This window comes from Marinibaculum pumilum, from assembly GCF_042646425.1.
Lineage (GTDB): Bacteria > Pseudomonadota > Alphaproteobacteria > Ferrovibrionales > Ferrovibrionaceae > Marinibaculum > Marinibaculum pumilum.
The window spans coordinates 24,483-45,932 of the sequence record NZ_JBHRTR010000002.1; the positions used below are offsets into that span (position 1 = coordinate 24,483).

Genomic DNA, 21,450 nt, shown 5'->3' on the forward strand with positions numbered 1-21,450 from the left:
AGGAGGGACAGAAATGAATTTCGAGAAATATTCGGAGCGCAGCCAGGGTTTCCTGCAGTCTGCGCAGACCCTTGCCCTGCGGGAGGGCCACCAGCGGTTCACGCCGGAACATGTGCTGAAGGTGCTCCTGGACGACAAGGAGGGCATGGCCGCCAACCTGATCCGCAGCGCGGGCGGGGACCCGGGCAAGGCCCAGCTGGCGGTGAACGCCGAACTGAACAAGCTGCCGAAGGTGGAAGGCTCGGGTGCCGGACAGCTGCACCTGGCGCCGGAGACCGCGCGCCTGTTCGACAGTGCCGAGAAGCTGGCGGAGAAAGCCGGCGACAGCTTCGTCACCGTGGAACGCCTGCTGCAGGCGATATCGATGGCCAGCGGCACCGGCGCCCAGAAGGCGCTGGCCGATGCCGGCGCGACCCCGCAGGGGCTGAACCAGGCGATTGACGAGCTGCGCAAGGGCCGCACCGCGGACAGCGCCTCCGCCGAGTCCGGCTATGACGCACTGAAGAAATATGCCCGCGACCTGACCGAGGCCGCGCGCGAGGGCAAGCTGGACCCGGTCATCGGCCGCGACGAGGAGATCCGCCGCACGATCCAGGTCCTGTCGCGCCGCACCAAGAACAATCCGGTGCTGATCGGCGAGCCCGGCGTCGGCAAGACCGCCATCGTCGAGGGCCTGGCGCTGCGCATCGCCGCGCGCGACGTACCGGAGAGCCTGACCCGCAAGCGCCTGCTGTCGCTGGACCTGGGCGCCCTGATCGCGGGCGCGAAGTTCCGCGGCGAGTTCGAGGAGCGGCTGAAGGCGGTGCTGTCGGAGATCGAGTCCGCGGCGGGCGAGATCATCCTGTTCATCGACGAACTGCACACCCTGGTCGGTGCCGGCAAGGCGGATGGCGCGATGGATGCCTCCAACCTGCTGAAGCCCGCCCTGGCGCGCGGCGAGCTGCACTGCGTCGGCGCCACCACCCTGGACGAGTACCGCAAGTATATCGAGAAGGACGCCGCCCTGGCGCGGCGCTTCCAGATGGTCTTCGTCTCCGAGCCGAGCGTGGAGGACACGATCTCCATCCTGCGCGGCCTGAAGGATCGCTACGAGGTGCACCACAAGGTGCGCATCACCGATGCCGCGATCGTCTCCGCGGCGACCCTGTCGAACCGCTACATCACCGACCGCTTCCTGCCCGACAAGGCGATCGACCTGGTCGACGAGGCCGCGTCGCGCCTGCGCATGCAGGTGGATTCCAAGCCGGAGGAGGTAGACGAGATCGACCGCCGCCTGATTCAGCTGAAGATCGAGCGCGAGGCGCTGAAGAAGGAGAGCGATACCGGGTCGAAGGAGCGGCTGAAGAAGCTGGACGGCGAGATCGCGGAACTGGAAACCCGGTCGCGCGAACTGACGACCGCCTGGGAGGCGGAGAAGGCGAAGCTCGGTTCCGCGTCCGAGATGAAGGACCAGCTGTCCGCCGCCCGCCACCAGCTGGAGGCGGCGATGCGCGAGGGCCGGCTGGAGGAGGCCGGCAAGCTGCAGTACGAGGTGATCCCCGGGCTGGAGAAGAAGCTGGCCGGTGCGGAATCCTCCGGCGGCGAGGGCGCGGATTCGGCACCGCACATGGTGCGCGAGGCGGTGACCGACCAGGACATCGCCGGTGTCGTGTCCCGCTGGACCGGGATCCCGGTGGAGAAGATGCTGGAGGGCGAGCGCGACAAGCTGATCCGCATGGAGGACAGCCTGCGTCAACGCGTGATCGGCCAGGAAGACGCGCTGAAGGCGGTCTCCAACGCCGTGCGCCGTGCCCGTGCCGGCCTGCAGGACCCGAACCGGCCGCTGGGCTCGTTCCTGTTCCTGGGCCCGACGGGTGTCGGCAAGACGGAGCTGGCCAAGGCGCTGGCGGCGTTCCTGTTCGACGACGACCAGGCGATGGTCCGCATGGACATGTCGGAGTTCATGGAGAAGCATGCCGTCAGCCGCCTGATCGGCGCCCCGCCCGGCTATGTCGGCTATGACGAGGGCGGCGCCCTGACGGAAGCGGTGCGGCGGCGTCCTTACCAGGTGATCCTGTTCGACGAGGTGGAGAAGGCCCATCCGGACGTCTTCAACGTCCTGCTGCAGGTGCTGGACGACGGGCGGCTGACCGATGGCCAGGGGCATACGGTCGACTTTCGCAACACCCTGATCATCATGACCTCCAACCTGGGCAGCGAATATCTCGCCGCCCTGGGCGAGGACGAGGACTCGTCCGCCGTGCGCGAGCAGGTGATGGAGGTGGTGCGGGCCAGCTTCCGGCCGGAATTCCTGAACCGGCTGGACGACATGATCCTGTTCCACCGGCTGGGCCGGTCGGAGATGGGCGGCATCGTGGCGATCCAGCTGCAGCGCCTGGCAGCCCTGCTGAAGGACCGCAAGATCGAGCTGGACGTGCAGCCGGCGGCGGTCGACTGGCTGGCCGATGCCGGCTACGACCCGGCCTATGGCGCGCGGCCGCTGAAGCGCGTGATTCAGCGCCAGCTGCAGGACCCGCTGGCGGTGAAGATCCTGGAAGGCGCGGTGAACGACGGCGATACCGTCACCGTCGGCGCCGATGCCCAGGGCCTCACCCTGAACGGCGAGACCCTGACCGCCCAGGCCGCCTGACCGTTCGTACCGTTGTGCGGAAGATCGGGGCCGCTTCCCGGCAGGGAAGCGGCCCCTTTCCTTTGCCTACCCCACCCGCAGCAGGCCCATCATCCCGGTCTCCTGGTGTTCGATGATGTGGCAGTGGAACATCCAGTCGCCCGGATTGTCGGCGACCAGGGCGATGCGGCGGCGCTCGCCCGGACCGACCAGGGTGGTGTCGGCCCAATGCACCGGCAGGTCGGGATCGGTGGAGCTGGACAGCACCTTGAAGCTGTGGCCGTGCAGGTGGATCGGGTGGATCTGCTTTGACCGGTTGTCGAGCTCCAGGATGTAGCTGCGGCCCTGGCGCAGCGCCGCCAGCGGTTCCGGCGGATGTGCATGGCCCTGTTCCGGCCAGGTGCGGCCGTTGATCGCCCAGAGGGTGCGCGGCGCCAGGCAGAGATCGTCGGCGAACGGCAGGCCGGCCAGCGCCGGCGGCGCGGGCGACCGGGTGGCGACGGTCTCGAACGCCATCGGCACCACCGGTGCCCCGTCCAGCCGGGGTTCCGGCAGGTGCGGCCCCGGCAGGGCCGGCGGCACGAAGGGCGGCCGGGCCAGGGCCGGGCCGGCGGCCCGCAGCCGGGCGATCAGGTCCGGCCGGGTGCCGCGCAGGTTGCGCAGTTCCACCACCGCGCCCGGTTCCGCCGGCATGCGCAGGGCGAGGTCGGCCCGCATCGCCGGCCCCAGGCGCCAGGCGCTGTAGGGCAGCGCCGACAGGGGCAGCGGCGGCAGGGCCATGCCATCGGTCGCGATCAGCCAGGCATCGGCACCCACGACATAGAGGTCGAGCAGCCGGGTCACGTCCAGGTTCAGCAGCCGCAGCCGCAGATCGCCGCCCGCCGGCACGGCGAAATCCGGGGCCGCCTCCCCCTTCAGCGGCAGGCCGTTGACACTTTGCAGGCTGCCATGGGTGCCCGGGCCGGCGGCCCCCTTCAGGGTCAGGAACGGCCCCAGGCTGCCGTCCGGGTTCAGCCGCCAGTCCTTGTAGGCGAGCACCAGGTCGGCATCGACGGCCGGTTCCTCCGGATCCTCCACGATCAGCACGCCGGCCAGGCCGCGGCCCAGCTGCTCCACGGTGTTGCAATGGGGATGAAAGAAGAAGGTACCCGCGTCCGGCGGAGCGAAGCGGTAGGTGAAGTTCTCGCCCGGCTCCACCGGCGGCTGGGTGATGTAGGGAACCCCGTCCATGCCATGGGGGATGCGCAGGCCGTGCCAGTGGATGGTGGTGTGTTCGTCCGGCAGGCCGTTCTCCAGCCGCAGCTCCGCCATCTGTCCGCGGCGCAGCCGCAGGACCGGCATCACCTCGCCGTTGTAGAGCCGCAGCCGGCTGGGTGCCGGCTGGTCGGGCACCAGGCGGCGCTCCACCTCCGCGGCCCGTAGGACCGTGCGCGGCCGCGCCTCGCCTTCCACGCCACGCAGCGGCAGGGCCGCCAGCCCGCCGCCCATGGCGACGGCGCCGGCCAGCAGGGCGCGGCGGGACAGGTGGAAGCGTGGGTTCCCGGATTTCGTCATGGGGCCATCCAGAAGATGCGAACAATTCGCAGACCCTAGCCCCTGTGCCACCGCCTGTCGGCGCGGCATGGTGACGCCCGCGCAGCCAGCGCCCGCGCGGCCAGTGAAGGACGCCCGAATAACGATAGGGGCCGTTCCCATCGGAACCGGGTTCCGCGGGAACGACCCCTATCGTCCTGCGCCTGCGGGCACGTGGCCGCGGCGCAGCCCCCTAACGTGCGGTTGTCCGCTAGTGCTGGTCGGTCTCCCCGCCGAGCCGGTCGTCGCCCGGGCGGCTGGGACCGAAATGGGCATGGCCGAGGGAGACGGTCTGCATCTCGCTCTGGACGCGGATCTGGGAATCGATCCGGCCCTTCGCCTCCAGGAAGGCGGCCAGGGCCTTGCCTTTCAGCTCCTTGGCCAGCGGCAGGGTCACCTTCATCGGGTTCACCTGCTTGCCCTTCACCATCACCTCGTAGTGCAGGTGCGGGCCGGTCGACCGGCCGGTGGAGCCGACATTGCCGATCACCTGGCCCTGCTTGACCCGCTGGCCCGGCTTCACCCGCAGGCGCGACATATGGGCATAGGCGGTGGAATAGGTGCCGTTGTGGCGGATCCGCACATACTTGCCATAGCCGCCGAACCAGCCGGCCTTCTCGACCACGCCGTCGCCGGCGGCACGGATCGGCGTACCGGTGGAGGCGGCAAAGTCCAGCCCCTTGTGCATGCGGGTATAGCCCAGGATCGGATGCTTGCGCCGGCCGAAGCCGGAGGAGATCCGGGTGGCATCCACCGGCGTGCGCAGCAATGCCTTGCGCACGCTCTTGCCGTCCGGAGAGAAATAGTCGGGCTCGTCGGAACCGGGCGGGGTGAAGCGGTAGTAGAGCAGCTCGCGGCCGTTGACGTTCATGCTGGCGGCCAGGATCTCGCCATAGCGCACCGGATCGCCGTCGGGCGACAGGTCCTCCTCGAAGAAGACCATGTAGCGGTCGCCCTCGCGCAGGTCGCGCTCGAAATCGACGTCATAGCTGAACAGGCGGACCAGCCGGCGCAGCACGTCGACCGGAACGCCGCCACGTTCGGCGGAAACATAGAGGCTGGAGCGGATCTCCCCGTTCGCGACGGCCTGCGTCCGGGTCAGTTCCAGCATCTCTTCCTGCGCGACGAAATCCTCCCCGTCGCGCTGCACGATCACGTCCTTGATCGTCGAGGCGTCCAGGCGGACGGCGGCGAGAAGCGGCTTGGGCTCGCCCTCCTCCTCGTCCGCGAGCGCCTCGTCCGGCGGCGGCGCGTCGAAGGTCAGGGTCAGTTCCTGGCCCAGCTTCAGCCGGCGCGGGTCATAGACGGTGGAAAGGGCCTTCACCGCCAGATGGGCCTCGCTGACGCTGGCGCCCGCACCGGTGAGCATCTGGATCAGGGTGTCGCCGCGCTCCACCTTCAGGACCTTGTCGAAGCGCGGCAGGGCGGCCTGGCTCAGGCCCACCTCGATCGGGTTGCCGGGCAACGCGGCGTCCGGCAGACCGGTCCCGGCGGCACCGCCTTCCGGAAGGCTGTTGTCCAGGGTCGGCCAGAGCTGCGGCTGCTGGAACAGCATCGCCACCGCATTCGGTCCGGGGCGAAGCTGCTCGGCGATCCGGGCCGCCTCGGTGCGGCCGACCTCCGATTCCCGTTCCGCGGCGGCGGTATCGGGCCGCGCGGCAGCGGCCGGCGCCGACGCCTGTCGGTCCGACAGTGGCGGCTTGGTGGCGGCATAGAGCAGGCCGCCTCCGATCGAGCATCCGATGAATCCGGCAACCACAAGGGCGACGGCGCTGCGCAAGGGTCCGTCTTGCCGGGGCGAAAGGGTGCACCAGGTCGGGATATTCATGTGGCAATCATAGGATGTTTCGCACGTTTTCTTCTGCGGAACTTCAAGAGGCCGGTTTAAGTCATTGATTCTGGTTCAAGATGCCGAAACCCGGCCCGAAGGTCAACGCCTATTGCCGCGCCGGCCAGAGCTTCGCCCTCTCCCCCCCAGGAACATGATCCGGGCGGGGAACGCCCGGAGGGTCCTGCGTGATCGCCGGACGGCGGGTGCCAGAGGCCCGTCGCAGCCTGACGGATAGGAAACGATACCATGTGCGACGCCCCGTTTCGACCGCAAAGGCGAAACTGCAGCCCTCCGCCGCAGCGCATCGATGCCGGTTGGGCCTTGACCGCGGGAGGCTATGGCAGGGCCGGCTCGGCCACCAGGCGCGCGCGGATCGCGGCGCCGTCGCGGCCCGGCGGCGCCCCGAACAGCCGCCGGTAGTCGCGGTTGAACTGGGACAGGCTCTCATAGCCGATGGCATGGCCGACGCGCGCGACGCTTTCGGCGGCCAGCAACCGTCGCCGCGCCTCCTGCAGCCGCACCTGCTTCTGGAAGCCGACCGGGGTCATCGTCGTGACCGCCTTGAAATGCCGGTGGAAGGTCGGAACGCTCATATGCACCTGTGCGGCCAGGTCGGCGACCCGCAGCGGTTCCGCATAGTGGGCGCGAATCCAGGCCGTCGCCCGGGCGATGCGCGCGGCATGGCCGTTGACCAGGCCGACCTGCCGCAGCATCGGGCCCAGCGCCCCGCCCAGCAGCCGCCAGACGATCTCCCGTCGGATCAGCGGTTCGATGACCGCACGGTCGTGCGGCGTATCGAGCAGCGCCAGGAGCCGCGCGAGAGGATCGTACAGGGCGGGGTCGAGGTCGGCGACGGCCAGGGCGGCAAAGGCCGGCTGCTGCGCCAACCCCGCCGCCTCCGCGACTGCCAGCTCGGCGATCATCGCGGGCTCGATGGCCAGGGCGAGCGCCAGGTAGGGGCGCGCGGCGCTTGCCTCTGTGATCCGCGCCGCGACCGGCACGTCGATCGCGGAGATCAGGCAGCGGCCCGCTTCATAGCGGAAGGTCCGGGCGCCGAGCACGGTCGCCTTCGCCCCCTGCGCCACCAGGATGAAGGACGGGCGATAGATCGAGTGGATCGGACCGCTCGGCGCCTCCGTGCGAGTCAGGTGAAGTCCCTCGATCGGCGTCTCCCGGCCATGGCGCTGCCATTGCCTGTCGATCAGTGCGGCGAGGTCTGTCAGTCCAGGATCCATGGCCATGTCTTGCCCGATTTCGGGCGCAGGCGCATCTGCCCCGGGGCCTGCTTGAGAGGATCGTGCAGATGCTTGAGCGGATCGGCGTGCCGCCCGCAGACCGCAGCGACCAGATCTCACTCGGTGCCGCAGCTTCCCGGCACCCGACCTTCCCCCGACCTTCCCCCGACCTTCCAAGGAGATCTGCCATGCGCATGCGCCCTCTCGGCCGTAGCGGCCTGTTCGTTTCCGAGCTCTGCCTCGGCACCATGACATTCGGCGGCAGCCAGGACATGTGGGGCCGCATCGGCCGGCTGGGGCCCGACGAGGCGGCGCCGCTGGTGAAGACGGCGCTGGACGCCGGCATCAACTTCATCGACACCGCCAACATCTATGCCGGCGGCCGCAGCGAGGAGATTCTCGGCGAGGTGCTGAAGCGCCTGGGCGTGCCGCGCGACGAGGTGGTGATCGCCACCAAGGTGCTCGGCCCGATGGGCGAGGGGCAGAACGCGCGCGGCGCCTCGCGCGGCCATATCCTCAGCCAGGCGCAGGCCAGCCTGCGCCGGCTCGGCCTGGATCATATCGACCTCTACCAGATCCATGGCTTCGACCCGGCCACCCCGATCGACGAGACCCTGGAGGCTTTGGATACCCTCGTCCGCCACGGCCATGTGCGCTATCTGGGCCTGTCGAACTGGGCGGCCTGGCAGGTCGTGAAGGCCGTGGGCATCGCCGAGGCACGGCGCCTGGCGCCGATCCTGTCGCTGCAGGCCTACTACAGCCTGGCCGGCCGCGACCTGGAGCGCGATGTGGTGCCGATGCTGCTGTCGGAACGGATCGGCCTGATGGTCTGGAGTCCGCTCGCCGGCGGCTATCTCAGCGGCAAGTACGATCCGGAGGATGGCGCGGGCGGTGCCGAAGAAGGCCGGCGCACCGGCTTCGACTTCCCGCCGGTCGACCGCAGCCGCGGCAGCGGCGTGATCGCGGCGATGCGGCAGGTCGCCGACACGCGGGGCTGTACCGTCGCCCAGGTCGCGCTGGCCTGGCTAATGCACCAGGAGGCGGTCAGTTCCGTCATCGTCGGCGCCACCCGGGTGCCGCAGCTGCAGGAGAACATCGCCGCGGCCGAGGTCCGGCTGGAACCCGGCGATCTTGCCGCCCTCGACGCGGCCAGCGCCCTGCCGCGCGAATATCCCGGCTGGATGCTCGAGCGCCAGGGCGGCTACCGCGCCGCCTGACAGCGGCCCGGCAGGGCGGGCGGCCGCAGCGGCCGCCCGCCCGCTTGCGGCGATCGCGGCTTTGCGGCCGAATCTCCCCACCGCCTGCCGCGATCGCCGGCAGCGGCGCGGCCGCGGGGAATGGAGGAGACGAGGATGCAGTACGGATTCAGCATGCCGACACGCGGGCCGCTCGCCAATGCCCGGGACCTGGCCGCCCTGGCCAGGCGGGGCGAGGAGCTGGGCTTCACCATCCTGGCCGTGCCGGACCACCTGCTGGTGCCGCACAGCATCGATTCCCCCTACCCCTACAGCCAGGAAGGCGACTGGCCCGGCGCCGCCGGCGGCGAATGCCTGGAACAGCTGACCCTGATGACCTGGCTGGCCGCCACCACCACCAGCATGCGGCTGCTGTCGTCGATCATGGTGGTGCCGCACCGCCGGCCGGTGCATACCGCCAAGGCGCTGGCGACCCTGGACCATCTGTCCGGGGGCCGCACCATCCTGGGCGTCGGCACCGGTTGGCTGCGCGCGGAGTTCGAGGCCATCGGCACCGAGCCGTTCGACGAGCGCGGCGCGGTCACCGACGAATATCTGCGCATTTTCCGCGAGCTGTGGACCAACCCGGCGCCCGCCTTCGACGGTGCCTACGAGCGTTTCCGCGAGATCCATTTCGCGCCGAAGCCGGCGCAGCCCGGCGGCATCCCGGTCTGGGTCGGCGGCGAGAGCCCGCGGGCGCTGCGGCGCACCGTGGAGCTGGGCGACGGCTGGTACCCGATCGGCGCAAATCCGAAGCATCCGCTCAACAGCCTGGACCGCTATGCCGCCCATCTCGACCGGCTTCGGGCGCTGTCGGAGAAGGCCGGCCGCGACCCGGCGACGATCACCCTCGCCTACTGGGCGCCGTGGTTCAGCGCCACCCATCCGCTGGACCTAGGCGATGTCGACCGGCATCTCCTGACCGGCACGGACGCGCAGCTGGCGGAGGATATCGCCGGTCTGGCCGCCCTCGGCGTCAGCGAACTGGTGCTCGACTTCCGGCGGGGCAGCCTGGCGGAGAGCCTTGAGGCGATGCAGCGCTTCGCCGAGGAGGTACGGCCGCAGGTCGCCGAATGAGGCCCGCTGCCATGCACCAGGGGCCGGCACCGGCCGGCACGGTCATCCGGTCATGGAGTTGCGAAGCACGTCCATGACCCGCCCGGCCGCCTTCGCGCCCTCCGCCATCAGCATCTCGCCGGACCGCTCCAGGCGCAGGGTCGGGACGATCAGGCCGATGGAACCGGCGATGGCGCCATAGCCGTCGAAGACCGGCCAGCCGATGCTGGTGATCCCCTGCACGATGTCGCCGCCATCGGACGACCAGCCGCGCTGCCGGGTCTCGGCGATCGCCGCGTCGAAGGCCTTGCGGGCCTGGCGCGCCTCGCTCTTCTGCAGGTTCGCCAGGCTCTTGGCCAGGATCGCCTCGCGGCGGGCCTCGTCCAGGAAGGGCAGGATGGCCCGGGCGGAGGCGCGCCGATGCTCATTGCCGGTGGAGCCGACGAACAGGCCGCCCACGCGAAGCTGATGGGAGCCCTCGACCAGGATCTCCAGCAGGACGGACTCGCCGGCCGGTACCGAATAGAAGGCCGTCTCGCCGGTCGCCGCCGACAGCGCCCGGACGATGTCGGTCAGTTCCTGGTTGACGTTGAGGCGCAGCCGGTAGGACCGGAACAGGGGTCCGATCGCCTCCCCCACCACCAGCTTGCCGCCGCTCAGGCGCCGCAGATAGCCGCGCTTCGCCAGGGTGCGCATCATGTGATAGCCGGTGGTGATGTTCAGGCCCAGGGAATCGGCGACCTGCTGCACCGTCGGCGGCTCCTGGCAGGCGGCGACATGTTCCAGGAAGGACAGCGCCCGATCCACGGTCTGCAATGTCGGCGCGGTACCCTTGCGCCGCGGCTCACTTTCCGGCGTACCGTCCATTCCCCTCCCCCAAGACCTGCGCCCCGGCCGGGCGCTTTTCCTCTATCAGCGGGGCCCGGCCTGCGAAAGTGCCGGCCGCCCGGCGAGGTCAGGCGGTCGCGGCCAGCGCCCGCTCGCCGATGAAGTCGAGGATCTGCGGCAGCACCTGCTCCGGTGCTTCCAGGGTCGGGCTGTGCCCGACCTTCGGCACCCGCACCAGCCGCGCGTTCTGCAGCCCGGCGGCGACCTCGTCCGACCAGGCCGGCGGCCGCACCGGATCTTCCGCACCGGAGATGATCAGGGTCGGCGTGGCGATGCCGGACAGCAGGTGCAGGATGCCCTTCCGGTAGCCAACGCCGAGGATCGCCGGCCAGAGGGACAGGTTGGTCGCCGACATCCGGTCGCGCCAGTGCTGCAGCATCGCCTGCCGGCTGGGGTCGTTGCGCGTGCTCTCGCCGAACATGATGCCCATCAGGGTGTCGAGATTCTCGCCCTTGAAGCCGCCCTGCCGGCGGGCGCTTTCGATATAGCTCTCGATCCAGGCCATCTGCTCCTCCGGCTCGCCGCGCGCGGAGGAGCCGGCCATGGTGAGCGAGGCGAACAGGTCCGGCCGCTTCGCGACCAGCCGCAGCGCGACATCGCCCCCCATCGACTGGGCGAGCAGGTGCACCTCCTTCAGCCCGAGCGCCTCGATGAAGGCCTCCATATCGTCGGCGCATTCCTCCATCGTCACCACCTCCTCGGTGGCGGGCGCGCTCTGCCCCTGGCCGCGGAAATCGGGCCGGACGACACGGAAGCGGCCCCTGGCGGCCGCTGCGAAGCCGTCGAACATCGTCCGGTCGAGCCAGAGCGAATGCAGGCAGAGCACGACCGGCAGGTCGCTCTCGCCGGAATCGTCGAACCACAGGATCGTGTCGCGAACCCTGATCCCCGTTGTCCTGCCCATTGCTTCCTCCCGTTTCATCGGTGCCTCTCTAGCTTCTCTTGCGCATCAGTTGCCGGGTGGCGATCACGGCGGCCAGCAGCGCGGCGCCCTGGAAGATCGGGCCGACGAAGAACTCGACCCCCATCAGCTGCAGCCCGTTGATACCGACGGCCACCGTGAAAACGGCGATCACGGTTCCCCAGACATTGAAGGTGCCGATCCTCACCGCGGTGGCGCCCAGGAAGGCGGAGGCGAAGGCCGGCAGCAGGAAGGGCGGGCCGACATTCGGGTTGCCGGAGCCCAGCTGCGCCGATTGCAGCACCCCGGCGAAGCCCGCCAGCAGGCCGGAGATCACGAAGGCGATGATCGTCAGGCGCTCGACCTTCAGGCCGGACAGCCGGGCCGCCTCCGCCGAGCCGCCGACCGCATGGAAGTAGCGGCCGAGCGGCGTGGCCTCCAGGACGTACCAGGCGGCGATCGCGACAATGGCGAGGAAGATCGCCGGCAGCGGAATGCCGGCCAGGTCGGCCTGCGCCAGCCGCGGCAGATCCCGCGGGATGCCGGTGTAGAGCACGTTGCCGCCGGTGTACCAGAGCACGCAGCCGGTCACGATCACCGAACTGCCAAGGGTCGCCACCAGCGACGTGACCCCCAGCCGCGCCACCAGCAGCCCGTTGACCAGGCCGATCGTGCCGCAGGCGGCAATGGCGATGGCGATGGAAGGCAGCAGCGGCAGGCCCTGCAGCGACGGCAGGCCGGTGGTGAGGATCGCCCCGAGGCCGAGGACCGCACCGACCGACAGGTCGAACTTGCCCACCACCAGGGGAAAGACCAGGGCGATGGCCAGGATCGCCGCCACCGACTCGGTGCGCAGGATGGTGACGATCGTTCGGGTGGTCGGGAAGATCTGCGGTTCCGCCAATGAGAAGAAGATCGCGAACAGCAGCAGGATGAGCGGCAGCGCCCAGGCCGCCAGGCGCATGCCGAGCGGCCGCGCCGGGGCCGGCAGGGCGGCGGCACTGCTGGAGGGGGTTCCGGTCATGCCGCGACATCTCCGTCTGCGGCGGCGCCGGGCGGCTGGCCGGCAAAGACGCATTCCAGGATGCGGCGCCGGGTCAGGGCATCGCCGCTCAGCTCCGCCGCGATCCGGCCGTCGCGCAGGACCAGCACCCGGTGGCAGAGCCGTGCCAGATCCTCGAAGTCGGAATCGACCAGCAGGATGCCGGTGCCCCGTGCCGCGGCCTGCCGGACCAGGTCGTGGATCTCCGCCTTGGCGCCGATATCGACGCCCTGGACGGGTTCGTCGAGGATCAGCAGGCGGGGTTCCAGGCGCATGGCGCGGGCGATGATCGCCTTCTGCTGATTGCCGCCGGACAGGGTGCCGAAGCGCGCGCCGACATCGCGGGGACGCACGCCGAACCGGTCGGCCAGCGCCTGCATCGCCCGCCGCTCCTCGCCGGCCCGCAGCCGCAGGCGGCGCCAGAACGGGGCGAGGTCCGGCAGGCTGATATTCGCCGCCACGCTCATCTCGCGGAAGCCGCCCAGGGTCAGCCGGTCCTCCGGGACCAGGCCGATCCCCAGCCCCAGGGCTTCGCCGGGGCCGCGGATGGCAACGGTATGCCCGTAGAAGCGGATCTCGCCGCCGGCGGGCGGCTGCAGGCCGAACAGCATGCGCGCGATCTCGCTGCGGCCGGAGGCCAGGAGACCCGCCAGGCCGACGATCTCGCCCTGCCCGACGGCGAAGCTGGCACCACGGTTCCTGCGCCCGGCAAGGTCGCGCACCTGCAGCAGCGGCGCCGGCCGCCGCCGCGCCGCGACCGGCGGATGGATGGCATCGAGGGAACGGCCGACGATCATCCGCACCAGGTCGCCCTCGGCCATGCCGGCGACCGGCGCGGTGCCGACATTGACGCCGTCGCGGAACGCCGTGACCCGGTCGGCGATCCGCAGGATCTCCTGCAGGCGATGCGAGACGTAGATCATGCCCACGCCCTGGGCTGCGATGCGGCGCAGGGCGTCGAACAGCCTGTCCACGTCCGCCGCCGGCAGGGCGGCGGTCGGTTCGTCGAGGACGAGAACCCTGCCCTGCCGTCCGGAGCGGGCGAAGGCGCGCGCGATCGCCACGATCGTGCGGTCCGCCTGCGGGATGTCGGCGATCCGCGCCTCCGGATCGATGCCGGCGCCGAATGCGGCGAGCGCCTCGGCGGCACGCAGCCGCTCCGCCCTGCGGTCGATCCGCCAGCCCATGCCCGTGCTGAAACCGCGGACCAGCGCGATATTGTCCATCACGGTCAGGTCGGGGATCAGGCCCAGATCCTGGTGGATGAAGCTGAAGCCGCATGCCAGCGCCCGGGCTGGGTCGAGCGGCAGGGTCAAAGCCGCCCCGTCGAGGGTGACGGAAGCCCCCGGGTCGGGGTCATGGACGCCCGCCAGGCATTTGATGAAGGTCGACTTGCCGCAGCCGTTCTCGCCCACCAGGGCATGGATCTCGCCGGGCATCAGGTCGAAGGAAACACCTTTCAGCACCCTGGTGCCGGAAAAGCTCTTCGAGAGGTTCCGGATCTCGAGCCGCTTCGTCATGGCCCTGCCCTCGCGCCAGATGGAGGGCCGGCTACTCGACGCCCCAGCTCTTCCGATAGGCAGACCGGAAGTCGACATCGCCTTCCCAGCCGCCCGCCGCCGGCACGTTCGCCGCGGTCAGGACCTTCGAACGCAGGCCGCCGTCATTGGGCGCCAGCCCCAGGAACATCCGGTTCAGCGCATCGACCTGGGCCCAGCCGAGCCATTCCATCGGCATGCCGATGGTGGCCTTCTGATAGCCGCCAGCGCGGATGATATCGAGATTGGCGGAATTGGCATCGAAGCCCACGGCAAACCCCTCGTCGGTCAGATCCGCCGCCTTCAGGCCCTGGATCATGAAGTTCAGGCCGGCGTCATAGGCGGACCAGAGGACGTCGAAGCCGGGATTGCGGCGCACCTGACCGACCACCTGCTGCGGCAGGCGGGTGGCGAGGTCGGTGACCAGGAAGTTCTCCGACGCCATCACGGCGCAATCGCCGCCGGCGGCCTGGCATTCGTCGATGAAGCGGCGGGTGCCTTCGGCGCGCAGGACGCAGGCGCCGAATTCGTCGCCCCGCATCTCGATCAGGTTCAGCCGGTTGCCCGCCAGGCTGTAGGCGGCGGCCGCCAGCGCATAGCCGTCATCGGCAATGGTGTCGTTGGAGGGATAGTTCGCCTCGATCACATCCTCGGCGTTGATCGAGCCGGAGGCCACGACGCGGATGCCGGCGGCGCGCGCCTGCTTCAGCGGGCCCAGGATCACCGCGGCATCGATGACCTGGATCGCCAGGCCGTCGGCCTGCAGGTTGATCGCCTGCTGCACGGCATTGGCCATCTTCGACGGATCGCCCTGCCCGTCGATGACGGTCACCTCCCAGCCCAGGGCCTGCCCTGCCTCCTGGATGCCGCGGGTCTGCCGGGCGCAGCCTTCGGCCGCCATCAGGCAGGGCACGACGACGATCCGCCGGCCTTCCGCATGGCCGATCGGCGCGCTGTCGGGCAGCCGGTCCTGCATCGCCGTCTTCTCCGCGAACAGGCGCGCGGCCCCGGCGTTGAAATCGGCCAGGGTATCGGCGCCCGCGGTACCGGGCAGCGCCGCCAGCGCGATACCGGCGGCAGCCAGCCCGCCCAACAGGACATGCGTGATGGTCGCCATGGGAACCTCCCTCCCTCTTTTCTTTTCGTTCTGTCGCGCTGCCGCAGCATCGCCTGGCGCCTTCTCCGGCACCCTTGGGGCCATTCGACCCTGACCTCTGAAGGTTAGGCCGCCAAATCTCATATTGTCAATATTTTGATATGATTTCATATATCGACAATTTCTGCTGATGCCCGGCAGCGGTGAGCGACGGGCACGCCGATCGCGCGGGCGCACGCCATGAGGCGCCTGCGCGGATGAGGGCACAGCGGAGAATGTGGGAGACAGGGGATAGCGGCAGGTGGACCTCACGGGTCACGCTGGCGCAGAAGCCCAGGCGCGCCGCCGCTCCGTTGCTGGTGGCCGGGCAGAACGCCGCCAGCAATCTGCTTCGGGCCGGACGCCTGGCGGAGACCGGTGCCCACCTGGAAGCCGGCTGCCGGGCAATGTGCGACTGGCGCTGCTCGCCGCATGTGCCAGCCGGGCTGCGGGAAGCCTGCGACGAGCGCCTGCCCTTTGCGCTGCACCTGTGCCTGGCCCACCTGGAACGCGACGGTGCCGGCCGGGAACGGATCGTCGCCCTCCATCTGCGCGCCAGCCCGCCGCCGCCATCGGTGCCTGGTGGGCGATGCCCGCCCCGGCCGCGCGGCCGCAGGTCCGCCGGGCGGACAGCGCAGGCCGGCGGTTCCGTTGCTACAGGTTGGCCGCGTAGCGCCGGGCCAGGGCCGACATACCCACGGCCAGGATCAGGATCCCGCCCTTGAAGATTGGCTGGAAATGGGTCGGCGCGCCGAAGATGCTGAGGCCGTTGAAGCCGACGGCCAGGATCAGCACGCCGACCAGGGTGCCGACGATGTGGAACTCGCCCTCCTTCAGGGTCGCCGAGCCCAGGAACACGGCCGCAAAGGCGTCGAGCAGGTAGCCGTCGCCCGCGCCCAGGGTGCCGCTGCCCAGCAGCGCCGACAGGAGGATGCCGGTCATCGCGGCGCAGAAGCCGGCGGTGACGAAGGCCAGGATCTTCACCAGGTCCACCCGGATGCCCGACAGGCGCGCCGCCTCGATATTGGCGCCGACGGCCTGCATGCGCTGGCCGAAATCGGTCCTGTTCAGGATCACCCAGAGCAGCACCAGCACGGCCGCCATGATCAGCACCGGTGTCGGCAGGTCGAGGATCGGCCGGCTCAGCGCGATCTCGGTGAAATCGCGCGGGATGCCGGAGGCGATGGGGAAGCGGCTGTAGGTGAAGCCGATGCCGCTCAGCATCGTGCCGATGCCCAGGGTGGTGATCACCGCATTGATGCGGATCTTGGTCACCAGCACGCCGTTGATGCCGCCGATCCCGCAGCCGATCATCAGCGCCAGGATGATGCTCAGCCAGATCGGCAGCCCTTCATGCGCCATCAGCCCGGTGACGATCAGGCCGACGAAGCTGGCGACGAAGCCGATGCTCAGGTCGAATTCCCCCACCACCAGGGCATAGGTCAGCCCGCAGGCGATGATCGCCGTCAGCGAAGCCTGGCTGAGGATGTTTATGATGTTGGCGCGCGACAGGAAGATGTCCGGCGCGTTCAGCCAGAAGAAGAAGATCATCGCCAGCAGGCCGACGATGGTGCCGTAGCGCGACAGCAGGACCAGCAGCGTGCGTGTCGCCGACGACCGCCGCGCCGCGCGCGCCTCCATCGCCGCCACTCCCTGTTCGGAGTTGGGGCCCTGTCCGGAGTTCGGGCCCTGTCCGGAAGTCGCGCCCTGATCGGCCATCACGCTGTCTCTCCCCCTCTCGCCGGCCCTGCGGCGTCCTGCATGTCGTGGTAGCTGAGTTCGATGATCGCGGCCTCGGTGATGCCCGCGCCGGTCAGTTCGCCGGTGATCCGCCCTTCGCGCATCACCAGGACCCGGTCGGCCAGCAGCACCAGTTCCTCGACGTCCGACGAGATCACCAGGACCCCGACGCCGGACCGGGCGAGCGCCCGGATCGCGGCATGGATCTCCTCGCGCGCGCCGACATCGACGCCGCGCGACGGCTCGTCGAGGATCAGCAGCTTCAGGCCGGCCGGCAGCCAGCGCGCGATCAGCGCCTTCTGCTGGTTGCCGCCCGACAGGCCGCCGATCTTCGCCGCCGCCGACGGCGTCTTGATCCCCAGTTCGCCGATCAGCCGGTCTGCCTGCTGCCGTCCCTTGCGGCCGGAGACGAAGGGCAGGCCGGGCACGGAAAGGATCCGGTCCAGGGTCGCCACGTTGATGTTGAAGCCCACCGACTGCTGCAGCATCAGCCCCTGCGAACGGCGTTCCTCCGGCACCAGGGCGATGCCGGCGGCGACCGCCGCGGCCTCGCTCGACAGGCGGAGCGGCCGGCCATGCAGTTCCAGATGCCCGCCGTCGGGCCGGGCCACCCCGGCGGCGAGATGCGCCAGCTCGGTACGGCCCGCGCCGACCAGCCCGCCCAGCGCCAGCACCTCGCCGCGATAGAGGTCGAGGCTGACATCGCGCACCCGGTCCTTCCAGGACAGGCCGCGGACGGAGAAGACCGGCGCCGCGCTGCGATCGGCGGCGAAGCGGTCGGTGTCGCGCACCGGTCGCACGTCATGGCCGATGATCGCGTGCACCAGGCCCTTCTTGTCGATCGATCCGCGGTCAGCCTCGGCGGCGATGCGGCCGTCGCGCAGCACGGTGATCCGGTCGCAGAGATCCAGCACCTCTTCCAGGCGATGCGAGACATAGAGGATGGCGACCCCCTGGCCTGCGAGGTCGCGGATGATCGCGAACAGCTGCTCGCTCTCCGGACCGGAGAGCGAGGCCGTGGGTTCGTCCATCGCGATCATCGAGGCGTCGCGGGTCAGCGCCTTGCCGATCATCACCAGCCAGCGCTCGGCCACGGAAAGGTCCGCGACCCGGGTCTCCAGCGGGAAGCGGATGCCCACCCGCTCCGCCGCGGCCCGCGCGGCGACACCGGAGCGGCGCCAGTCGATCAGCCCGAACCGCGTCTTCTTCGGCGCGCCGAGCAGCATGTTCTGCAGCGCGCTGAAATGCGGGATCAGGTTCAGTTCCTGGTGGATGAAGGCCAGGCCGGCCCGCTCCGAGGCCTGCGGCGAGCCCTTGTGCAGTTCCTGCCCGGCGATCGTGATGCTGCCGCGGTTCGGCACCGTCACCCCCGCCAGGCAGCGGATCAGGGTCGACTTGCCGGCACCGTTGGCGCCGACCAGGCCGTGCACCCGACCCAGTTCGACATCGAGATCGGCGCTGTCCAGCGCCAGTTCCCCTGCAAAGAGCTTCGTCAGGCCGCGGATCTGCAGCCAGGCGCCGGGGGACGCGGGCGCGCCCCCCGGATCCGTCGCTTCGGCCACCATGCGTGCCGGCGCGACCTCACATGCCATCCGGATGGTCTGCCAGGAACTGCTCGACATTCTCCTTCGTCACGACGACGCCGGGGATCGAGATCACCTTCGGCTCCCAGGCATCGCCGGCCGCCTCGGCGGCGAGGATCGCCTCGAACACCTGCTTGCCTTCCTCATAGGCGGGCTGCCAGACGGTGGCGGTCATGTCGCCGTTCTTCACCAGGTCGAGGGCCTGCAGGCTGCCGTTGATCGACACCGTCACCACGTCGGTGCGCCCCGCCTGGCGCAGCGCGGCGACGGCGCCGGACATCGGCTCGTCCCAGCAGGACCAGATCGCCAGCGGCGTGCCGTCGCTGCCAGGATTGGCGGTCAGCCAGGCGGCGGCCGTGGCATTGCCGAACTGGACCTGGCCGGGCACGACCACCTCTGCATAATCGACCTCGATCCCGTCCTTGCCCTTCACGCCTTCGTCGAAGCCGACGCCGCGGTCGATGCAGAGCTTGCCGGGGTGGAAGGTCAGCGCCAGGACCTTGGCCTTGTCGCCGACCTTTTCCAGCAGGTAGTTCACCGAATCGTCGCCCACCTGCTGGCCGCTGGTGGTGACCACGATGCCGTCCACGATCTCGCCACCCCAGGCAGCCACCGGGATATCGGCCTCGCGCGCCGCGGCGATGCCGGAGCCGAGCGCACTGGACGCGAAGGCCAGGGTGAAGATCGCATCGACGCCCTGGGTCACGAAGGTCCGCATCGCCGCATTGGCCTGGTCGGCGCTGGCCTGGGTGTCGATCACCTTGACGTCCCAGCCGGCCTTCTCGGCGGCATCGGTGGCGCCGTTGATGACGGCGATGTTCAGGGCATCGTTGGCCAGCAGCGCGACGATGCCGAGCGTCTTCGCCTGTGCCGTGGCGATCGTGGCACCCAGCATCGCGCCGGCCAGCACGGTGGCACGCAGCAATCTGTTCATGTCCGGTTTCTCCCCCTATCGGCTGTTAACGGGGCGGCCTGCCCCGGTTCCTCCGGCAGCCTTCCGTGTCGCTCCCGGTCGCGCTTGGTACCGGTATCATGTCGCAAATCATCGAAGGAAACAAGACGTCTCGACGCGGCCGCGACGGGAGGATTGCGGCCCGGCAGCCCGGTCATTGCCTCCGCCCCTGACGGCGTTCGGCCGATTCCCCGCAGAACCGCCGCGCGGCGAGGCTCAGCGGGGGCAGAAGAGTCTCTCGCCATGCCTGCGGTCCGCAGCGAGAGGGCGGGGCAAGCGCCACAACGCAGGGCGATCCGCCATCATTGTGGTTGTTATCGGTACCAGCTTCGCGCTATCTGGGTCGGCAGGAAGCGCCGGGACCCGATGCCGTCCCGGCGGAGGCGATGGAGGAGCAGGCAATGCAGGTCACTTACGATTTTTCCGGCAAGGGCGTCCTGTTGATCGGCGCGACAACCGGCATCGGCCGCGCCACGGCGCTGGCCTTCGCCAGGGCGGGAGCCAGTCTCTACACCTCCGGGATCGGCGCGGCGCAGGGCGAAAGCCTGCTGACGGAGTTGCGCGACCTGGGGGCGGACGCCGTGTTCGAGGAAGCCGATGTCCGCGACGGCAGCGCCATGGCGGCCCTGCACCGCAATGCCTTCGACCGGCTGGGCCGGGTCGACGTGGCGTTCAACAATGCCGGCGTATCGGGCAAGACCGCGCCGGTGCAGGACCTGGAAGATGCCGACTACGACCTGCTGATGGACGTGAACCTGAAGGGCATCTTCAACGGGCTGCGCCACCAGGTGCCGCACATGATCGAGCATGGCGGCGGCGCGATCGTGAACACCTCGTCGCTGTTCGGCGTGATGGGCTTCGCCACCACCGCCGTCTACTGCGCAAGCAAGTGGGGGGTGATCGGCCTCACCAATTCCGTCGCGCTTGAGGTGGCGCGGAAGAACATCCGGGTGAACGCCATCGCGCCGGGGTCGGTGATGACGCCGCTGCTGACCGACATGTTCGGCAGCGCGCAGGGCGCGCGGGACACGGTGATCCCGATGATCCCGATGGGCCGCATCAGCGACCCTGCGGAAATCGCGCAGCTGGTCCTGTTCCTGTCGTCGGATGCGGCCTCGTTCATCACCGGCCAGGCCGTCGTGATCGATGGCGGCGGCTTCGTCGCCGGCGCCGACCAGCTCTGACGGCCCGGGCCACTCCCTCGCCCTCAAGGCCGACAGGGTTCGCATAATCTTTTCTCTTCGACGCGCCTCCCTGTTGCCGTCGCCCTCGGGCTTGGCCCGAGGGGCACGACGGGACAGGGACGCCGCGCGGCTTCACCGTCTTGCCACGATCCTCGGGTCAGGCCCAGTGCTGTCCGGCACATTGCTTGCTCATGTGAGTTTGAGTTCGAGTTGCGGGCCGGTTTCGGGTGTTCGCTTCCTGTCTCTTCGTTCGATGCGATTGACGAGTGTCGCCACCTCGATGCGGTGGAATAGGGCATGCTGAATGCTTCTGGTGAAGTGACCGAACGCCTTTTTCGTCCTGGAGGCGCGGTGCATGAGCTTGAGCAGGAGGTAGGTGATGATCGCCGTGGCAACCTGGAGGCGGACGGCGTTTTCGGATCGGCCGAGGAAGTGCCGTATCCTGAGGTTCTGCTTGATCCACCGGAAGAACAGCTCGATCTGCCAGCGTGTCCTGTAGAGCTCGGAGATCTCGGCGGCCGGACTTTCCAGGTCGTTGCTGAACAGGCGCAGGACCTTTCCGGTGTCCAGGGTGACGGTGACCATCCGACCAGGCCTGTCGAAAGGGTTGTGGCGGTTGCGCGCCATGCGCATGGGCAGGCGAACGACCTGGTCGGCGATGACATTGCTGCCGCTGGGTACGACCCGGTTCTCCAGGACGGTGACGGACGTGTTCTTCTTCAGGCGGGTGACGAAGGTGCAGCCTTTCGTGTCGAGGTCCGCCCAGAAGCCGAAGTCGTAATAGCCCAGGTCGAAGATATAGGTGGCGCCGTTCTCGACCGGCAGCCGCTCCTTGGCGACGGTGATGTCGTTGGTGTTGGCGGCCGTGACTTCGTAGAAGACCGGCAGCGCCGCCTTCGGGTCGAAGACGACATGCACCTTTGCGGCGATCTTGCCGTTCTGGAACCGGG

The 21,450-nt window shown here is 69.6% G+C and carries 17 protein-coding genes; 4 read left to right on the top strand and 13 right to left on the bottom strand.

Annotated features, from left to right (window positions below):
• Window positions 1–13: 13 nt before the first annotated feature.
• A complete protein-coding gene (gene clpB / locus ACFOGJ_RS00230) occupies window positions 14–2,629 on the top strand; it encodes an ATP-dependent chaperone ClpB (protein WP_379897363.1) in 2,616 nt (871 codons plus the stop codon).
• Between the two features lie 66 nt (window positions 2,630–2,695).
• Here the strand turns inward: clpB and ACFOGJ_RS00235 are convergent, their stop codons facing one another.
• From ACFOGJ_RS00235 to ACFOGJ_RS00245, 3 genes are all read right to left on the bottom strand, one after another.
• On the bottom strand, window positions 2,696–4,162 hold the full coding sequence (locus ACFOGJ_RS00235) for a multicopper oxidase family protein (protein WP_379897364.1): 1,467 nt from the start codon (window positions 4,160–4,162) through the stop codon (window positions 2,696–2,698).
• 229 nt (window positions 4,163–4,391) lie between these two features.
• Window positions 4,392–5,960, bottom strand: a complete 1,569-nt coding sequence (locus ACFOGJ_RS00240; RefSeq protein WP_379897366.1) for a M23 family metallopeptidase — start codon at window positions 5,958–5,960, stop codon at window positions 4,392–4,394.
• A 386-nt stretch (window positions 5,961–6,346) separates the two neighbouring features.
• Window positions 6,347–7,246, bottom strand: a complete 900-nt coding sequence (locus ACFOGJ_RS00245; RefSeq protein WP_379897367.1) for an AraC family transcriptional regulator — start codon at window positions 7,244–7,246, stop codon at window positions 6,347–6,349.
• 188 nt (window positions 7,247–7,434) lie between these two features.
• Between ACFOGJ_RS00245 and ACFOGJ_RS00250 the strand changes: the two genes are divergently transcribed.
• Together ACFOGJ_RS00250 and ACFOGJ_RS00255 are read left to right on the top strand one after the other, a co-directional pair.
• Window positions 7,435–8,463: an aldo/keto reductase gene (locus ACFOGJ_RS00250; RefSeq protein ID WP_379897368.1), complete on the top strand. Its 1,029-nt coding sequence runs from the start codon at window positions 7,435–7,437 to the stop codon at window positions 8,461–8,463.
• 135 nt (window positions 8,464–8,598) lie between these two features.
• Complete coding sequence (locus ACFOGJ_RS00255) at window positions 8,599–9,558, top strand: LLM class F420-dependent oxidoreductase (protein WP_379897369.1); 960 nt, start codon at window positions 8,599–8,601, stop codon at window positions 9,556–9,558.
• Between the two features lie 42 nt (window positions 9,559–9,600).
• Here the strand turns inward: ACFOGJ_RS00255 and ACFOGJ_RS00260 are convergent, their stop codons facing one another.
• From ACFOGJ_RS00260 to ACFOGJ_RS00300, 9 genes are all read right to left on the bottom strand, one after another.
• Window positions 9,601–10,404 carry an IclR family transcriptional regulator gene (locus tag ACFOGJ_RS00260; RefSeq protein ID WP_379897370.1) on the bottom strand — a complete coding sequence of 268 codons (804 nt, stop codon included), beginning with the start codon at window positions 10,402–10,404 and terminating at the stop codon, window positions 9,601–9,603.
• An 88-nt stretch (window positions 10,405–10,492) separates the two neighbouring features.
• Window positions 10,493–11,329 (bottom strand): alpha/beta fold hydrolase, encoded by an 837-nt coding sequence (locus ACFOGJ_RS00265; RefSeq protein ID WP_379897372.1) that lies wholly within the window; start codon window positions 11,327–11,329, stop codon window positions 10,493–10,495.
• A 28-nt stretch (window positions 11,330–11,357) separates the two neighbouring features.
• Entirely contained in the window at window positions 11,358–12,350 is a 993-nt protein-coding gene (locus tag ACFOGJ_RS00270; RefSeq protein WP_379897373.1) for an ABC transporter permease, read from the bottom strand.
• Window positions 12,347–13,888, bottom strand: a complete 1,542-nt coding sequence (locus ACFOGJ_RS00275) for a sugar ABC transporter ATP-binding protein (RefSeq protein ID WP_379897374.1) — start codon at window positions 13,886–13,888, stop codon at window positions 12,347–12,349. The genes ACFOGJ_RS00270 and ACFOGJ_RS00275 overlap by 4 nt, the downstream gene beginning before the upstream one ends.
• Before the next feature lie 31 nt (window positions 13,889–13,919).
• The gene (locus ACFOGJ_RS00280; RefSeq protein WP_379897376.1) at window positions 13,920–15,023 is read right to left on the bottom strand and encodes a sugar ABC transporter substrate-binding protein; all 1,104 of its coding nucleotides are present in this window, start codon (window positions 15,021–15,023) and stop codon (window positions 13,920–13,922) included.
• A gap of 287 nt (window positions 15,024–15,310) precedes the next feature.
• A complete protein-coding gene (locus ACFOGJ_RS00285; RefSeq protein ID WP_379897377.1) occupies window positions 15,311–15,589 on the bottom strand; it encodes a hypothetical protein in 279 nt (92 codons plus the stop codon).
• A 106-nt stretch (window positions 15,590–15,695) separates the two neighbouring features.
• Window positions 15,696–16,760 (bottom strand): ABC transporter permease, encoded by a 1,065-nt coding sequence (locus tag ACFOGJ_RS00290; RefSeq protein WP_379897378.1) that lies wholly within the window; start codon window positions 16,758–16,760, stop codon window positions 15,696–15,698.
• Window positions 16,760–18,373: a sugar ABC transporter ATP-binding protein gene (locus tag ACFOGJ_RS00295; RefSeq protein WP_379897379.1), complete on the bottom strand. Its 1,614-nt coding sequence runs from the start codon at window positions 18,371–18,373 to the stop codon at window positions 16,760–16,762. The genes ACFOGJ_RS00290 and ACFOGJ_RS00295 overlap by 1 nt, the downstream gene beginning before the upstream one ends.
• On the bottom strand, window positions 18,363–19,298 hold the full coding sequence (locus ACFOGJ_RS00300) for a sugar ABC transporter substrate-binding protein (protein ID WP_379897380.1): 936 nt from the start codon (window positions 19,296–19,298) through the stop codon (window positions 18,363–18,365). The genes ACFOGJ_RS00295 and ACFOGJ_RS00300 overlap by 11 nt, the downstream gene beginning before the upstream one ends.
• Before the next feature lie 419 nt (window positions 19,299–19,717).
• Between ACFOGJ_RS00300 and ACFOGJ_RS00305 the strand changes: the two genes are divergently transcribed.
• Complete coding sequence (locus ACFOGJ_RS00305; protein WP_379897382.1) at window positions 19,718–20,500, top strand: SDR family NAD(P)-dependent oxidoreductase; 783 nt, start codon at window positions 19,718–19,720, stop codon at window positions 20,498–20,500.
• A 189-nt stretch (window positions 20,501–20,689) separates the two neighbouring features.
• On the opposite strand, the gene ACFOGJ_RS00310 is transcribed toward ACFOGJ_RS00305, so the two are convergent.
• The gene (locus ACFOGJ_RS00310) at window positions 20,690–21,418 is read right to left on the bottom strand and encodes an IS4 family transposase (protein WP_449288560.1); all 729 of its coding nucleotides are present in this window, start codon (window positions 21,416–21,418) and stop codon (window positions 20,690–20,692) included.
• Window positions 21,419–21,450 lie beyond the last annotated feature (32 nt).

Excerpts from the sequence above, each read along its gene's own strand:
- clpB (WP_379897363.1), top strand. The coding sequence starts at position 14 with ATGAATTTCGAGAAATATTCGGAGCGCAGCCAGGGTTTCCTGCAGTCT.
- ACFOGJ_RS00235 (WP_379897364.1), bottom strand. The coding sequence starts at position 4,162 with ATGACGAAATCCGGGAACCCACGCTTCCACCTGTCCCGCCGCGCCCTG.
- ACFOGJ_RS00245 (WP_379897367.1), bottom strand. The coding sequence starts at position 7,246 with ATGGATCCTGGACTGACAGACCTCGCCGCACTGATCGACAGGCAATGG.
- ACFOGJ_RS00250 (WP_379897368.1), top strand. The coding sequence starts at position 7,435 with ATGCGCATGCGCCCTCTCGGCCGTAGCGGCCTGTTCGTTTCCGAGCTC.
- ACFOGJ_RS00255 (WP_379897369.1), top strand. The coding sequence starts at position 8,599 with ATGCAGTACGGATTCAGCATGCCGACACGCGGGCCGCTCGCCAATGCC.
- ACFOGJ_RS00260 (WP_379897370.1), bottom strand. The coding sequence starts at position 10,404 with ATGGACGGTACGCCGGAAAGTGAGCCGCGGCGCAAGGGTACCGCGCCG.
- ACFOGJ_RS00265 (WP_379897372.1), bottom strand. The coding sequence starts at position 11,329 with ATGGGCAGGACAACGGGGATCAGGGTTCGCGACACGATCCTGTGGTTC.
- ACFOGJ_RS00270 (WP_379897373.1), bottom strand. The coding sequence starts at position 12,350 with ATGACCGGAACCCCCTCCAGCAGTGCCGCCGCCCTGCCGGCCCCGGCG.
- ACFOGJ_RS00275 (WP_379897374.1), bottom strand. The coding sequence starts at position 13,888 with ATGACGAAGCGGCTCGAGATCCGGAACCTCTCGAAGAGCTTTTCCGGC.
- ACFOGJ_RS00280 (WP_379897376.1), bottom strand. The coding sequence starts at position 15,023 with ATGGCGACCATCACGCATGTCCTGTTGGGCGGGCTGGCTGCCGCCGGT.
- ACFOGJ_RS00285 (WP_379897377.1), bottom strand. The coding sequence starts at position 15,589 with ATGGAGGGCGACGATCCGTTCCCGGCCGGCACCGTCGCGTTCCAGGTG.
- ACFOGJ_RS00290 (WP_379897378.1), bottom strand. The coding sequence starts at position 16,760 with ATGGCCGATCAGGGCGCGACTTCCGGACAGGGCCCGAACTCCGGACAG.
- ACFOGJ_RS00295 (WP_379897379.1), bottom strand. The coding sequence starts at position 18,373 with ATGGCATGTGAGGTCGCGCCGGCACGCATGGTGGCCGAAGCGACGGAT.
- ACFOGJ_RS00300 (WP_379897380.1), bottom strand. The coding sequence starts at position 19,298 with ATGAACAGATTGCTGCGTGCCACCGTGCTGGCCGGCGCGATGCTGGGT.
- ACFOGJ_RS00305 (WP_379897382.1), top strand. The coding sequence starts at position 19,718 with ATGCAGGTCACTTACGATTTTTCCGGCAAGGGCGTCCTGTTGATCGGC.